The sequence below is a fragment of the Neorhizobium sp. AL 9.2.2 genome, assembly GCF_013317225.1.
In the GTDB taxonomy this organism is placed as follows: domain Bacteria; phylum Pseudomonadota; class Alphaproteobacteria; order Rhizobiales; family Rhizobiaceae; genus Neorhizobium; species Neorhizobium soli.
This window is the reverse complement of the sequence record NZ_JAALXU010000001.1, coordinates 1,203,997-1,218,566: the sequence shown is the minus strand read 5'-3', so window position 1 is coordinate 1,218,566 and position 14,570 is coordinate 1,203,997. Positions and strand designations below refer to the sequence as shown.

Annotated in this window: 15 protein-coding genes; 1 reads left to right on the top strand and 14 read right to left on the bottom strand. The window is 61.0% G+C overall.

Annotation, left to right across the window (positions count from 1 at the left end):
* Positions 1–136: 136 nt before the first annotated feature.
* The 5 genes from G6K99_RS05880 to G6K99_RS05860 all read right to left on the bottom strand — a co-directional run bounded on the left by G6K99_RS05880 (position 137) and on the right by G6K99_RS05860 (position 3,928).
* Positions 137–475, bottom strand: coding sequence for an integration host factor subunit alpha (locus tag G6K99_RS05880; RefSeq protein ID WP_062453270.1), 339 nt, complete (start codon positions 473–475; stop codon positions 137–139).
* A gap of 139 nt (positions 476–614) precedes the next feature.
* On the bottom strand, positions 615–1,586 hold the full coding sequence (locus G6K99_RS05875) for a beta-ketoacyl-ACP synthase III (protein WP_062453271.1): 972 nt from the start codon (positions 1,584–1,586) through the stop codon (positions 615–617).
* Positions 1,587–1,606: 20 nt separating this feature from the next.
* Positions 1,607–2,653, bottom strand: a complete 1,047-nt coding sequence (plsX, locus tag G6K99_RS05870; protein WP_062453272.1) for a phosphate acyltransferase PlsX — start codon at positions 2,651–2,653, stop codon at positions 1,607–1,609.
* Positions 2,654–2,801: 148 nt separating this feature from the next.
* A complete protein-coding gene (locus tag G6K99_RS05865) occupies positions 2,802–3,380 on the bottom strand; it encodes a DUF177 domain-containing protein (protein WP_062579955.1) in 579 nt (192 codons plus the stop codon).
* Entirely contained in the window at positions 3,377–3,928 is a 552-nt protein-coding gene (locus G6K99_RS05860; RefSeq protein ID WP_113167296.1) for a ubiquinol-cytochrome C chaperone family protein, read from the bottom strand. Before G6K99_RS05860 ends, G6K99_RS05865 begins: the two co-directional genes overlap by 4 nt.
* 223 nt (positions 3,929–4,151) lie before the next feature.
* On the opposite strand from G6K99_RS05860, the gene G6K99_RS05855 reads away from it, so the two are divergent.
* Positions 4,152–4,676 (top strand): outer membrane protein assembly factor BamE, encoded by a 525-nt coding sequence (locus G6K99_RS05855; RefSeq protein ID WP_062454732.1) that lies wholly within the window; start codon positions 4,152–4,154, stop codon positions 4,674–4,676.
* 79 nt (positions 4,677–4,755) lie between these two features.
* Here G6K99_RS05855 and G6K99_RS05850 read toward each other — a convergent pair whose 3' ends face one another.
* The 9 genes from G6K99_RS05850 to G6K99_RS05810 all read right to left on the bottom strand — a co-directional run bounded on the left by G6K99_RS05850 (position 4,756) and on the right by G6K99_RS05810 (position 14,455).
* Entirely contained in the window at positions 4,756–6,897 is a 2,142-nt protein-coding gene (locus G6K99_RS05850; protein WP_062453275.1) for a sodium-translocating pyrophosphatase, read from the bottom strand.
* 164 nt (positions 6,898–7,061) lie between these two features.
* Positions 7,062–8,291: an MFS transporter gene (locus G6K99_RS05845; RefSeq protein ID WP_062579950.1), complete on the bottom strand. Its 1,230-nt coding sequence runs from the start codon at positions 8,289–8,291 to the stop codon at positions 7,062–7,064.
* Positions 8,292–8,311: 20 nt separating this feature from the next.
* Positions 8,312–8,791: a transcription antitermination factor NusB gene (gene nusB, locus G6K99_RS05840; protein ID WP_162728352.1), complete on the bottom strand. Its 480-nt coding sequence runs from the start codon at positions 8,789–8,791 to the stop codon at positions 8,312–8,314.
* Positions 8,792–8,795: 4 nt separating this feature from the next.
* Complete coding sequence (gene ribH / locus G6K99_RS05835; RefSeq protein ID WP_062579948.1) at positions 8,796–9,254, bottom strand: 6,7-dimethyl-8-ribityllumazine synthase; 459 nt, start codon at positions 9,252–9,254, stop codon at positions 8,796–8,798.
* Between the two features lie 203 nt (positions 9,255–9,457).
* The gene (locus tag G6K99_RS05830; protein WP_174195962.1) at positions 9,458–10,069 is read right to left on the bottom strand and encodes a riboflavin synthase; all 612 of its coding nucleotides are present in this window, start codon (positions 10,067–10,069) and stop codon (positions 9,458–9,460) included.
* Between the two features lie 9 nt (positions 10,070–10,078).
* A complete protein-coding gene (gene ribD / locus G6K99_RS05825; RefSeq protein WP_174195961.1) occupies positions 10,079–11,158 on the bottom strand; it encodes a bifunctional diaminohydroxyphosphoribosylaminopyrimidine deaminase/5-amino-6-(5-phosphoribosylamino)uracil reductase RibD in 1,080 nt (359 codons plus the stop codon).
* Positions 11,159–11,162: 4 nt separating this feature from the next.
* Positions 11,163–11,642 carry a transcriptional regulator NrdR gene (nrdR, locus tag G6K99_RS05820; protein WP_062453281.1) on the bottom strand — a complete coding sequence of 160 codons (480 nt, stop codon included), beginning with the start codon at positions 11,640–11,642 and terminating at the stop codon, positions 11,163–11,165.
* 9 nt (positions 11,643–11,651) lie between these two features.
* Positions 11,652–12,941, bottom strand: a complete 1,290-nt coding sequence (gene glyA / locus G6K99_RS05815) for a serine hydroxymethyltransferase (protein ID WP_062453282.1) — start codon at positions 12,939–12,941, stop codon at positions 11,652–11,654.
* A gap of 185 nt (positions 12,942–13,126) precedes the next feature.
* A complete protein-coding gene (locus G6K99_RS05810) occupies positions 13,127–14,455 on the bottom strand; it encodes a murein L,D-transpeptidase (RefSeq protein WP_062454734.1) in 1,329 nt (442 codons plus the stop codon).
* Positions 14,456–14,570 lie beyond the last annotated feature (115 nt).

Below are 14,570 nucleotides of genomic sequence, written 5' to 3'. Positions count from 1 at the left end.
GAAAGGGGTCAGCACGAAAGGCTGGACGAGGATTATGCGTCGAATCGCACATTTCTCAACGGCTTGCACCGAAAGATTCAAGTGTGTTCACAAGATTGGTGTTTTGGCAGGGGTGCCAGCGTGCAAAACGGGCGTGTCAGCTCGCAGGGCTTGCCGGCTTCTGCTTGACCTTGCGCAATGTGTGCGCCTTGAGGATGCGTTGCTTCAAAACATTGGATGCCTTGAAGGTCATCACCCGGCGGGGTGAGATCGGCACTTCCTCGCCTGTCTTCGGATTGCGACCGATGCGCTCGTTCTTGGCGCGCACCTGAAATGTTGCAAACGACGAAAGCTTGACCATTTCGCCGCGAACGATGGCGTTGCAGATTTCGTCGATTACCGTTTCGACGAGTTCCGCCGATTCCGTGCGAGAGAGGCCAACCTTGCGAAAAACCGATTCCGCCAGATCCGCGCGTGTGACTGTCTTGCCGGCCATGGTCCCCCGCCTGATTTAATGTGATATTATCAAAGCCCGCAAACAGTATTTTGGTTGTGCCCCACGGTCAAGCGCCCCCGGGCCAAGCATCTGTTCGGCATTGATTATTTCATAATATGGCTCAGGTTTTCAGCCGGCATCACCAGCGGATCAGGACGGCCCCCCAGGTGAAGCCACCACCCATGGCTTCCAGCATCACAAGATCGCCCTTCTTGATGCGACCGTCGGCACAGGCAACTGAAAGCGCAAGCGGGATCGATGCCGCGGACGTGTTGCCGTGAATGTCGACGGTGACGACAACTTTCTCGGTGGGAATGTTGAGCTTCTTGGCAGATCCATCAATGATACGACGGTTGGCCTGGTGCGGTACCAGCCAGTCGATATCCTCGGCAGTCGTGCCGGTCGCCTCGAATGCGTCCTCGATCACGTCGGTGATCATGGCCACCGCATGCTTGAAGACCTCACGGCCTTCCATCTTCAGGTGCCCGACCGTGCCGGTCGTCGATGGGCCGCCATCGACGTAGAGCTTGTCCTTGTGGGATCCGTCCGAGCGCAGATGCGCCGTCAGGATACCGCGGTCGGCAATCGTGCCCTCGCCTTCCTGAGCCTCCAGCACAACGGCGCCGGCGCCATCGCCGAACAGCACGCAGGTGGTGCGGTCGTTCCAGTCCAGAATGCGGGAAAAGGTTTCGGCGCCGATCACCAGCGCGCGCTTGGCAAGCCCGCCACGCAGGTGGAGGTCCGCCGTGGTCATCGCGTAAACGAAGCCGCTGCAGACCGCCTGCATGTCGAAGGCATAGCCGTGCTTCATGCCGAGCCGGTTCTGGATCTCGACGGCGGTCGCGGGAAAGGTGTTGTTCGGCGTCGAAGTCGCCAGAAGGACCAGATCGATGTCGTCAGGTGTCAGGCCGGCATTATCGAGCGCGGCCCGAGCTGCCTTCTCACCGAGCGATGCCGTCGTTTCGTCGTCGCCGGCGATGTAGCGCTGGGTGATGCCGGTGCGCTGGACGATCCACTCGTCCGACGTGTCGACCATCGTCTCCAGCTCGCGATTGGTGACGACCCGTTTCGGGAGCGCTGCCCCGTAACCACGAACAACTGATCGAATCATAGTCAAATCACATCCTAACGTCATGCGGCTTCAGGGCCGGCCGGCGGCAGGCGTCTGGCATGATAAATCTTCAAATCCTGCGAAATTTTGGCGTTGAGGTCGTTTCGCGCCATGTCGTAGCCGACTGCGATCGCGGCTGCGATGCCTTCGGCGTTGGCGCTACCGTGGCTCTTGATCACAATACCGTTGAGGCCGAGAAAGACGCCGCCATTGACCTTGTTCGGGTCCATCTTCTCGCGCAAGCGATCGAATGCTGGCTTGGCGAGAAGGTAGCCGATCCGGGCAAGCAGCGTGCGCGACATGGATTCGCGCAAAAGCGTGGCGATCTGGCGCGCAGTTCCCTCAGCGGTCTTCAGAGCGATATTGCCGGTAAAGCCTTCGGTCACCACAACGTCGACAGTGCCCCTGCCGATGTCGTCGCCCTCGACGAAGCCGTGATAGGAGAGATGCGGCAGGTTGGCTTCGCGGATAAGCCGACCGGCTTCCTTCACCTCTTCCTGCCCCTTGACCTCTTCGACACCCACATTGAGAAGCCCGACGGTGGGGCAATCGACTTCAAACAGGGCCCGCGCCATAGCGCCGCCCATCAGGGCGAAATCGAGCAGCTGCTGGCTGTCAGCGCCAATCGTCGCGCCGATATCGAGAACGATGCTTTCGCCCTTCAGCGTCGGCCAGATGCCTGCGATTGCGGGGCGTTCGATACTCGCCAACGTGCGAAGACAGAATTTTGACATTGCCATCAGCGCACCGGTATTGCCGGCGGACACAACGACATCAGCTTCGCCAAGCTTCACGGCTTCGATGGAACGCCACATGGTCGAGACATAGCGACCACGGCGTAGCGCCGCACTCGGCTTCTCGTCCATGGCAACGGCCAGTTCACACGCATGGAACACGGACCGTTCGCGCAATTTCGGATAGCGTGCAAGCCACGGCTCGCATTCGGCTTTCAGTCCGTAGAGGAGGAAACTGACGTCGGGATGGCGTTCGAGCGCCTTCGCGGCGCCCGCCATGACAACCTCGGGGCCAAAGTCGCCACCCATGGCGTCAATCGAAATTCTGATCACGCGTCCCTGATCCTTGTTTTAACCGGCCGCACGCGCCTGCAACGAATGCCTGCGCCGACTTTTGCTTCTTCAGTGGGCACGCTCATGCGCCGCCCTGCCGGCGAAATCGTGGCCAAAATATAGGTTTTGTTTCTGCTTACAACCGGTCTCAGTCTTTTTTCCAATCCTTGAGCGCGGCAAACGGATTGGGTTTGGTCGCCGGATCGTTCGGGTCGCTCTCGATATGGTCCTTGAAATCGATGCCCGGCCTGCGCGGATAAGGGTCTATCGCCAGTGCCACGAACTCGGCAACGACCTCGCCCGCATCGATCGTATCGCCGACAAACATTTCCGGCAGGTCCGGACCATCAGGATCGACCACCATCTCGGCGCTTTCGGCAGTGACGACGCGCGCAAGCTTGGATCCCTCAGGCACAAAGACCTGATCGAAATCCTCTGAAATGGTCGACGACACAGGATCAAGCGTCACCACGCAAGCCTGGGTGACAGCGGCCTTGACGTGGCCCTTGAGGCGCACGCCGTCCTTCTTCCAGCGGGCAATGTAGATTTCCGCCTTCAACGAATTGACCGATACGACGTCCCAGAGAACGGCCAAGCCCTTCAGCTCGTTTTCATCGGCTTCAACAGTGACAGTGACGGGATTGGCCGAAATGTTTCCGACCTTCACAGGATAGGAGAACGGAGGCTTGCCGCCTTTGGCCTTGCTGGGTTCTTGATCGCGTTTCATTGTTCCTCGCCTTCCCGGACCGGCTGCGGCACGACCAGCAGCCCACGGGAAATCGTATCTTCCGAGACCGCTGACATAGCGGTTTCGGTGGTTGTCATCCAGTGCGCAAGTGCGCTCATGTCTTGTATATCGGTGGCTTTAGGATGGATATTACGGTGCAGCGCTGCGGCAAGCGCGGTCTCGTCGCCGCTGTCGAGAGCTGCGGCATAGGTTTCGAGCCGACCATAGAACATGCCCGCGAGCTTCTTCATCCGCTTCGGAACCCCCTGGTCGCCGATGCCGAGCTCGCGAATCGAATGGTCGATATCCTGAAAGAAGGCATCGACGATCTCCTGCGCCAGTTCCTGCCCGCTCGCCCCCGACTTCGCGGTCCGGCGAAAAAACAGGATCATCACGATGGACAGCATTTCAAACCGGCCCATCACGGTGTCGGGTACGCCGAAATCCTCGTAGAAGACGGGGATGCGCGCTGCCGACGTCAGGGCGTAGTATTGCCGGTTGACTATGGTCTGATTGCTGTTTTTCTTTTTGAACAGGCCGAATATCATCGTGTTTCCTGCATTTGCCTTCATGTTTGCGTCATGGTCGAAGCTGGCGATGTTGCATGCAAACGAAAGCTGGTTTACCGAAGCAGGCACGAATTGCAATGCATTCGCCATCGGCGGGCTTCGGTTCGGCTATCCGGAAGCGGCAGTCAGCTGTCCCCGGAATAGCCACAATGGTATGAGCAGCAGAGTAACCGGCTTCCGCCGGCACATCGACATGTGGGGGATACCGTTGAAGAAGCGGGTTTTCGGATACGAAATGAAAGCGTTGAGCAAAACGGCGGCGGCCCTTGTCGTTGCATCGATTGCAGTTTCCGGCTGCACATCCATGGAAATCGGCGACACGATGTACAACGGCTATGTCGTTGACCAGCAGTCGCTGAACCTGATCCCTGTCGGTTCAAGCCGCGAGCAGGTGATCCTGACCATGGGTACACCGTCGACGACCGCGACCTTCGATACGGAAGTGTTCTATTACATTTCCCAGAAGCGCCACCGTCGGGCAGCCTTCATGAAGCCGCAGATCGTCGAGCAGAGCGTGCTTGCCATCTATTTCGACAAGAACGGCGTGGTCGCACAGCGCGCCAACTACGCACTTCAGGACGGCAAGGTGTTCGACACGATCTCGCGCACGACGCCAACCGGCGGCCGCGACCTTACCTTCCTGCAGCAGCTTCTGTCGGGTGGTTCCGGAGCAGCAAGCGGCGGTGCCGGCCAGATCCGCAACATGCTGCAGAGCATGGGCAACTAACAAGCGCATTTCCGAATATCAAAAAGCCCGCGATACCAATGGTACCGCGGGCTTTCTTTTGTCTGTGTGAGACCTGGTTCTAGTGGGCGAGAACCGCCAGCAGCAGAAGGGCGACGATGTTGGTGATCTTGATCGCCGGATTGACGGCAGGGCCTGCCGTATCCTTGTAGGGATCGCCGACCGTATCGCCTGTCACCGAAGCCTTGTGGGCATCGGATCCCTTCATGTGGCGGGTGCCGTCCTTATCGACGAAACCGTCCTCGAAGCTTTTCTTGGCATTGTCCCAGGCGCCGCCGCCCGAGGTCATCGAGATCGCGACGAACAGGCCGTTGATGATGACGCCGAGAAGCGAGGCGCCGAGCGCTGCAAAGGCAGATGCCTTGTCACCGCCCGAGACGAGAAGCACGCCGAAATAGACGAAGATCGGCGCGAGAACCGGGAGCAGCGACGGCACGATCATTTCGCGAATCGCAGCCTTGGTCAGGATATCGACCGCGCGGCCGTAGTCGGGCTTTTCCGTTCCCTGCATGATGCCGGGCTTTTCGCGGAACTGCCGGCGAACTTCCTCGACGATCGAGCTTGCCGCCTTGCCGACCGCCGTCATGGCGATGCCGCCGAACAGATACGGGATGAGACCGCCAAACAGCAGGCCCGCCACCACATACGGATTCGACAGGCTGAACGAGATCTGGCCTACCCCCTGGAAGTACGGATATTTATCGGCGTTTGCCACGAAGTACTGGAGATCGTTGGCATAGGCCGCAAACAGCACCAGTGCGCCGAGACCGGCCGAGCCGATCGCGTAGCCCTTGGTGACGGCCTTGGTCGTATTGCCGACGGCATCCAGAGCATCCGTGGCTTTGCGAACATCCGGCGGCAGATGCGCCATTTCGGCAATGCCGCCGGCATTGTCGGTGACAGGGCCGAAGGCATCGAGTGCCACGATCATGCCGGCAAGGCCGAGCATGGCGGTGACGGCAATGCCTGTGCCGAACAGTCCGGCGAGCTGATAGGTGGAGATGATGCCGCCAACGATGACGAGTGCCGGCAGTGCGGTCGATTCCAGCGAGACGGCCAGCCCCTGGATGACGTTGGTGCCGTGGCCCGTGACGGAAGCCTGGGCGATGGAATTGACCGGCCGCTTGTTGGTGCCGGTATAGTATTCGGTGATGACAACGATCAGCGCTGTCACGACCAGCCCGACGAGGCCGCAGGCAAACAGTCTGGCGCCGGTGATGTCCATGCCGGCAACCGTGCCGATCGTGCCCCAACCGATGGTGATCGAGGTCGCGATCGCAAGCCCGACGATGGACAGCAGCCCCGTCACGATCAGTCCCTTGTAGAGGGCGCCCATGATCGAGCCGTTGGTGCCGAGCTTGACGAAGAACGTGCCGACGATCGAGGTGATGATGCAGGTGCCGCAGATCGCCAGCGGATAGAGCATCGCCTGGTCGATGACGGCGCTGCCGGCAAAGAAGATTGCCGCGAGCACCATGGTCGCAACGACCGAGACTGCGTAGGTCTCGAACAGGTCGGCCGCCATGCCGGCGCAGTCACCGACATTGTCGCCCACATTGTCGGCGATCGTTGCCGGGTTGCGTGGATCGTCTTCCGGAATACCGGCTTCCACCTTGCCGACGAGATCGCCGCCGACATCGGCGCCTTTGGTGAAGATGCCGCCGCCAAGGCGCGCGAAGATTGAGATCAGCGAGGCGCCGAAGCCGAGTGCCACAAGGGCATCGATCACTTCGCGTGAACCGACCGCATGGCCGAGCACGGTTGTCAGGATGAAAAAGTAGATGGACACGCCGAGCAGTGCGAGGCCCGCGACAAGCATGCCGGTGATGGCGCCAGACTTGAAGGCAATGTCGAGACCTGCTGCCAGACTATGGGATGCCGCCTGCGCCGTGCGCACATTGGCCCGCACCGAGACGTGCATGCCGATGAAGCCGGCAGCGCCCGAGAGAACGGCGCCGATGATGAAGCCGATGGCTGCCGTGCCAGACAGAAGAAACCATGTGAGACCCGCAACCAGCACACCGACGATGGCGATGGTCATATACTGGCGAGACAGATAGGCCTGTGCGCCTTCGCGGATATAACCGGCGATCTCCTGCATCCGCTGATTGCCTTGATCGGCGGCAAGTACGGAACGCGTGGCCCATGCAGCATAAATGATCGACAGCAGACCGCAGACGATCACACCTAGAATTACAGTCATGCGAATTTTCCTCTCCCTGACCGGCTGCGGCCGATGCCGCCCCGGCATTCTGCACCCTCCAGCAACGGCTTTCCCCTCCCAAGGAACGCAGCTGTTGCCATGCGCGGGTGAGATTGCGGTGAGGAACAACCGCCGTCAAGCGCTACGACGGTAATAGAACCGGGTCAGTTGGCTTTTGCGACGGGCCTGCGCAGCATCAGCGCCAGAATGAGAAGAAGGCAAAAGATCGCGACCGGCCAGATCACCAGGTTGATGAATGACCAGCCCCAGGTGACGAACACCTTGCCCGAGGAGAAGGAGGACAGCGCCACCGTGCCGAAGAGGACGATGTCGTGAAACCCCTGCACCTTGTCGGCCTCCTGCGGGCGATAGCTGGAGGCGACGATCGTGGTCGAGCCGATGAAACCGAAATTCCAACCTATCCCGAGCAGGACCAGCGCCAGCCAGAAATTCCACAATTCCACGCCCATATGGGCAACGATCGCGCAGCCCATCAGCGTGACGAGGCCGGCGGCGACCACTTTTTCCGCGCCGAAGCGGGTGATCAGCATGCCGGTGAAAAAGCTCGGTCCGAACATGGCGAGCACATGCCACTGGATGCCGAGCGCCGCCAGTTCTGTCGGAAAGCCGCAGCCGATCACCATGGCGAGCGGCGCACCAGTCATCACGAAGGTCATCAGCGCGTAGGTGCAGATACCGCAGACCATGCCGGTCATGAACCGCTGGGTCACGACGATTTCCCGCAGCGACCGTGCCGGCGGCTGCTGGGTTGAGAGCGACGCATCCGCCTTGGTCGGAAGACGCAGGAAGGCCATGATGCAGATACCGGCAAGGCAGAGCGGGATCAGCATCAGGAACGCACCGGCGAAGGTCACCGGCGCCAGCCAATCCTTTGCGGCGATGGAGAGCTGCGGTCCGACGATCGCCGAGACGATACCGGCCCCGAGGATCCAGGAGATGGCTCGCGGCTTATAGGCTTTGGGAGAAATATCGGCAGCGGCGAAGCGGATCTTCTGGGTGAAGCCGGCGCAGGACCCGACCAGCAGAAGCGCGAAGGCAAACAGCCAGAAATCACCACGAAACAGCGCGATTGCCGCAAGCCCGCCGCCGATCGCGCCGAGCATTCCGCCCGACATGAAGGCCGCCTTGCGGCCCAGGAACTTGGACGCGATGGCAATCAGCACCGCACCGACGGCGGTGCCGAGGTTGAACGCGGTGATCGGCGCTGTCGCGAGCGACTTGTCGTCGCCGAGAAGCTGATAGCCGGCAAGAGCGCCGATCGACACGGTCAGAGGTGTGGCAGACCCCAGGATGGCCTGGGTGCCTGCGAGCAGAAAGACGCTGCGGCGGGCGGTGCTCAAGTCAATTCTTTGACGCTCGACCGCTTCGTCCATCTGATGCTCTTTCCGGGATGTTACTTCTTCGCGTCGCCGCGGATTTGCTTGGCAATCCGGTCGAGAACCGCATTGACGACCTTCGGCTCGTCTTCCTCGAAGAACGCGCGGGCAATCTCGACATATTCGGTGACGATGACAGCCACCGGGACATCCTTGCGCTCGACGATCTCGAACGTTCCGGCACGCAGGATGGCGCGCAGGGTCGAATCGATCCGCGACAGCAGCCAGTCTTCCTGGAGAGCCGAGCGGATCAGCGGGTCGATCTTGTCCTGATCGCGCACGACGCCGGCGACGATCGAGCGGAACCAGGAGGCATCCGCCTTCAGATAGGTATCGCCGTCGAGTTCCTGGCCGAGGCGATGGGTCTCGTACTCAGCCACGACCTCGAGAACGCCGGTGCCGCCGACATCCATCTGATACAGGGCCTGAACGGCTGCCAAACGCGCCGCGCCACGCTGATTTGCCGGCTTGACCGGATGCTCGCCTTCTTTGGACATTCTATCAACCACCATTGAGCTTTTCGCGCAGTGCGATCATGGTGAGGCAGGCACGGGCCGCAAAGCCGCCCTTGTCCTTCTCGGACCGCTTGATACGCACCCAGGCTTGCTCGTCGTTCTCGACGGTCATGATGCCGTTGCCGATCGCCAGCGATTCGGAGACCGCAAGATCCATCAGCGCGCGCGAGGATTCGTTCGAGACGATGTCGAAATGGTAGGTTTCGCCACGGATGACCATGCCGAGCGCGACAAAGCCGTCATAGGACGTGCCGTCCTGATCGCCGGCATCGAGCGCCATCGCGATTGCCGGCGGAATTTCGAGCGCGCCGGGAACCGTCACCACGTCGTAGGTCGCACCCGCATCCTTGAGAGCGGTCGTTGCGCCATCGAGCAGCGCGTCCGCCATGTCGTCATAAAACCGTGCTTCCACGATCAGGATGTGAGGTGCGTTTTCTTGCGGCATGATTTCACCTTGGTTACATCGGCGCGTTGGGCGACAAGCCGAATAGTCGGCGGTCAAAACATGCCCGGCCGGGATTGGCAAGTGGTTTTCGCTGAACGCTGCGTTGCAGGGCGCGAATACCTATTCTGCAACGTCATCGGGGCGGAACAGGAGGAGCGCAGCTTGCACGCTGCCGCCTGTTTCCGCATGTCGTCGGGTCAGCCTCAGCCTGTCGGGAACTGGGCCAGCCTTGCTGCGTAACGAGCCATCGTGTCCACTTCGAAATTGACGAAATCGCCGGCCTGGCGATCGCCCCATGTGGTCACGCCCAGCGTATGCCTGATCAGCAGCACATCGAAATCGGTGCCATCGACCGAGTTGACGGTCAGCGATGTGCCATCGAGCGCAACCGATCCCTTCGGCGCGACGAAGCTGGCGAGGCTTTCCGGCGCCCGAAGGCGAATGCGGACTGCTTCGCCTTCGGAGGTCACGGACAGGATCTCCGCCTTGCCGTCGACATGGCCGGAGACGATATGGCCGCCCAGTTCGTCGCCGATCTTCAGCGCCCGCTCCAGATTGACGCGGGTACCGGATGTCCAGCCAGCGATCGTTGTCAGCCGCAGCGCTTCTTCCCAGGCTTCCACCTCGAACCAGCGCTCATTGCTGCCGTCCTCAGGCAAGTTGGTCACGGTCAGGCAAACGCCGCCATGGGCGATCGAGGCACCCATCGCGATCGTCTTCGGATCGTAGCTGGTGGCGATACGGAGCTTGACGCCCTCGTCCATCGGGGTCGTCGCCGCTACGGTTCCGACATCGGTGACAATTCCGGTAAACATCGACGACCTCTATGACTGCTCGATTTTCTGAAAATCGTAGGAACGGTCGGGACCGAACGCATCCTGACGAACCAGCTTGAACCCTTCCGGCATATCGGATGGCGACAGAGGCGATTCAAGACCACCCTCACCCACCGTCGTCGGTCCCTGCGAGACCACGATCCGGTCGACGAGGCCGGCATCAAGGAATGCCTTTCCGATCGTCGCGCCGCCTTCGACAAACAGCAGGGAAATTCCGCGTGTCGCCAACTGGTCGAGAAGTGCTGCGAGATCGCCTGCCTCGATCACATCGACACCTGCGGCCAGAAGTTTCTCGCGCTTTTCGGACTCTTGCGAGACCGGCACGCAGGCGACGATCACAGGCACGTCGCGGGCGGACTTCACCAGAAGGCTGTCGAGCGGCAGTTCGAGACGGCGATCTAGAATAATGCGGACGGGCGATCTGTCGCTCATCTCGGGAAGCCGGACCGTCAGTTGCGGATCGTCGGAACGGACGGTTCCCATACCAACCAGGATCGCATCGCTTTCGGCGCGCATGACATGCACCTGGGCACGGGCGAGCGGCCCGGTGATCAGCACTTCCTCGCCACGGCGTCCCAGCATTCCATCGGCCGAGACGGCAAGCTTGAGCGTGACGTAAGGGCGGTGGCGGATCTGGCGGGAGAGATAACCGGCGAGCGCGCGCTTGCCGTCATCTTCCATGAGGCCAAGCTCGGTCGCGATGCCCGCATCGTGCAGGATCTTCAATCCCTGACCGGAGACGCGCGGATCGGGATCGGCGACGCTGACGACAACGCGGGAAACACCGGCCGCCACGAGCGCATTGGCGCAGGGCGGGGTCTTGCCGTGATGGGCGCAAGGTTCGAGCGTCACATAGGCGGTCGCCCCCCTCGCCTTCTCGCCGGCAACGGCGAGCGCGCGGGCTTCCGCATGTGGTCGGCCATCGCGGGCCGTAACCGCTGCACCAACAATGGCACCATCCCTGACGAGCACGCAGCCGACCGATGGATTGGTCATGGTCTGGCCTTCATGCCAGCGCGACAGCCTCAGCGCTGCGGCCATGAACCGCTGGTCGTCGGCCTCCGACATGGCGTCAGGACTCCAGCCCGGGATCGCGGGCAATCTTGGCGTTGATCTCGGAAATCACTTTCTCGAAGTCCTCCGCATGGGAGAAGTCGCGATAAACGGATGCGTAGCGCACGAAGGCGACGTCATCGAGGCTTTTCAGCGATTCGAGCACCTGCAGGCCGATCTCTTCGGAGGAGATTTCGCTCTCGCCCGAGCTTTCGAGGCGCCGGACGATGCCGGAGACGGCGCGCTCGATGCGGTCGGGATCGACGGGCCGCTTGCGCAGCGCGATCTGGAACGACCGCACCAGCTTGTTGCGGTCGAAAGGTACCTTGCGGCCGGTCTTCTTCGACACCAGCAGCTCGCGCAACTGCACGCGCTCGAATGTCGTGAAGCGACCGCCGCAGTCAGGGCAAATGCGCCGCCGCCTTATGGAGGTGAAATCCTCGGCCGGACGCGAGTCCTTGACCTGGGTATCTTCCGAACCGCAATAGGGGCAGCGCATCGTGTTTCCTTAGAGGTACGGGTACATCGGGAAGCGATTGGTGAGCGTCATCACCTTTTCGCGGACACCCGCTTCCACCACCGCATTGCCCTCGTCCGAATTGGCCGTCTTCAGGCCGTCAAGCAGTTCGACGATCAGATTACCGATTTCGGTGAACTCGGCTTCCTTGAAGCCGCGCGTCGTGCCAGCCGGCGTGCCGAGGCGGATACCGGACGTGACGAATGGCTTTTCAGGATCGAACGGAATGCCGTTCTTGTTGCAGGTGATATAGCCGCGGCCAAGCGCTGCTTCGGCCCGCTTTCCGGTCGCGTTCTTCTTGCGCAGATCGACCAACATCAGGTGGTTGTCGGTACCGCCGGAGACGATGTCGAGACCACCTGCCACGAGCGTTTCCGACAGGGCCTTGGCGTTCTTGACGATCTGAGCTGCATAATCCTGGAATTCAGGCTGCAGCGCTTCGCCGAACGCCACCGCCTTGGCGGCGATGACATGCATCAGCGGGCCGCCCTGCAGGCCGGGGAAGACAGCCGAGTTGAATTTCTTCGCCAGATCCTCGTCATTGGTAAGGATCATACCGCCGCGCGGTCCGCGCAGCGACTTGTGGGTCGTGGTGGTCGCGACATGGCAGTGCGGGAACGGCGACGGATGCTGGTTGCCGGCAACGAGACCGGCGATATGCGCCATGTCGACCATGAGATAGGCGCCGACTTCGTCGGCGATCTCGCGGAAACGCTTCCAGTCCCAGGTGCGGGAATAGGCCGTGCCGCCGGCGATGATCAGCTTCGGCTTGGTCGTGCGGGCCTTCTCGGCCACGGCATCCATATCGAGAAGGTTGTCGCCTTCACGAACGCCGTAGGACACAACGTTGAACCACTTGCCGGACATGTTGACCGGCGAGCCATGGGTCAGGTGTCCCCCCGAGTTGAGATCGAGGCCCATGAATGTGTCGCCCGGCTGCAGCAGCGCCAGGAACACGGCTTGGTTCATCTGCGAACCGGAATTGGGCTGGACGTTGGCGAAGTTGACGCCGAACAGCTTCTTGGCGCGTTCGATGGCAAGTTCTTCGGCGATGTCGACGAACTGGCAGCCGCCGTAGTAGCGCTTGCCCGGATAGCCCTCGGCATACTTGTTGGTCATGATCGAGCCCTGGGCTTCGAGCACGGCACGCGACACGATGTTTTCCGAGGCGATCAGTTCGATCTCATGGCGCTGACGGCCAAGTTCCTTCTCGATCGCGCCAAAAATATCTGGATCGGATTCGGCCAGCGGGCGGGAGAAGAATGCTTCGGTATTGGACATGTGCGAGGCTCCTCGAAGGGTGGCAGGCGATGGGACGCGTCTTAGCCTTCCCTTCCGATCAGGGCAATACACGGAGCGACATTTGCGCGTCCAACTCCGTTTCGAGACAACGGCAAAAGGCCGCACCACCCTTTCGGGCGATGCGGCCTTTCAATCGACTTCGTCGTTCGTCAGCGACGTCCTGCTTATTGCGGCAGGAGATCCTGTTCGGTGATCGCACCGGAGGCACGCTCCACGCCGGTCGTGGTCTGCAGAGCCAGTTCCTGGTTGCCGTCGCGCTGGTAAATGTCGTCGCGGAACTGGACGACCTGGTCCTTTGCCGACCATGCCGTGACATAGACGATATAGACCGGAACTTCCTGGCTGAGCTTGATCGGGTTGTTCTGGCGAGCAGCGATAACCCGTTCGATTTCCTGACGCGACCAGCCGGGCGTGTCACGCAGCAGCCAGGTCACGAGATCGCGCACGTTCTGGATACGCATGCAGCCCGAGGACTCAAAGCGCATCAGCTTGTTGAACAGGCCCTGCTGGGGCGTGTCGTGCATGTATTCGTTGTTCGGGTTGTGGAAGTTGATCTTCGTCGAGGACATCGCGTTGATCTTGCCCGGATCCTGGCGGAACATGAAGTTCGGCGCCTTGGGGGCATTCCAATCCACGGTTTCCGGCGACACTTCCTGGCCACGACCGTCGATCAGACGGATGTTGTTGCGCGTCAGGTAGGTCGGGTCCTTGCGCATCAACGGCACGATGTCTTTTTCGACGATCGAGCGCGGTGCGGTCCAGTAAGGATTGAGGATGACTTCGTAGATCTTCGAATTGATCGCATGGGTCGGGCGGTCGATACGGCCGACGACCGCATTGGTGCGCAGCGCCACGCGATCGTTCTCGACCGCTTCCACATAGGCCGCCGGGATGTTGACCATGACGTAACGCGAACCGAGATCACCGGACATCGACTGCAGGCGAACCCGGTTGGTTTCGAGCTGCATCAGACGTGTCTGGGCCGGAACGTTCATCGCCTTGACGCTGAATTCGCCAAGCACGCCATCTGCCGGCAGGCCGTGACGGGCCTGGAAGCGCTTGACCGCACCGTCGACATTGCTGTCGAACGAGCTGGACATGCCTGCGGACTGATCGAGATCGCCGGCGATCATCAGGCGACGGCGCAGGTTCTGCACCGACGGATCAACGACGCCGAGCTGCAGGCGCACGGACGAATTGACATCTGGCCAGCCACCTGCAGAGACGATCTGCTGATAGAAGGCAATCGCCTGCTGGATGTTTGCCGGGCCTTCGGAACCAAGGATCGGATTGTTGGAGACGACACCGACGGCCGAGCGCGAACCACGCGCATCGAACTGGTCATCCCAGTTGCCACGACGAGGCGCGGTCATGATGCCATCGAGCGTCGACTGCGCCAAAGCCGGCGCGGCCAGAACGGCGGCACCCACGGAGACGGCCGAACGCAACATGGCGCGGCGGGAAAGCAATTCCGATCCGATCTTTTTCGACATCATCCTGTCCATCTGGTCCCAGAGGCTTCAAAACAAAAGCGCTACAGGGATATGGTTAATAAACGCGCAAAATTCCGCGGCTGGGCTGCTGGAAATGCTCGGGGGGCCATCTGGA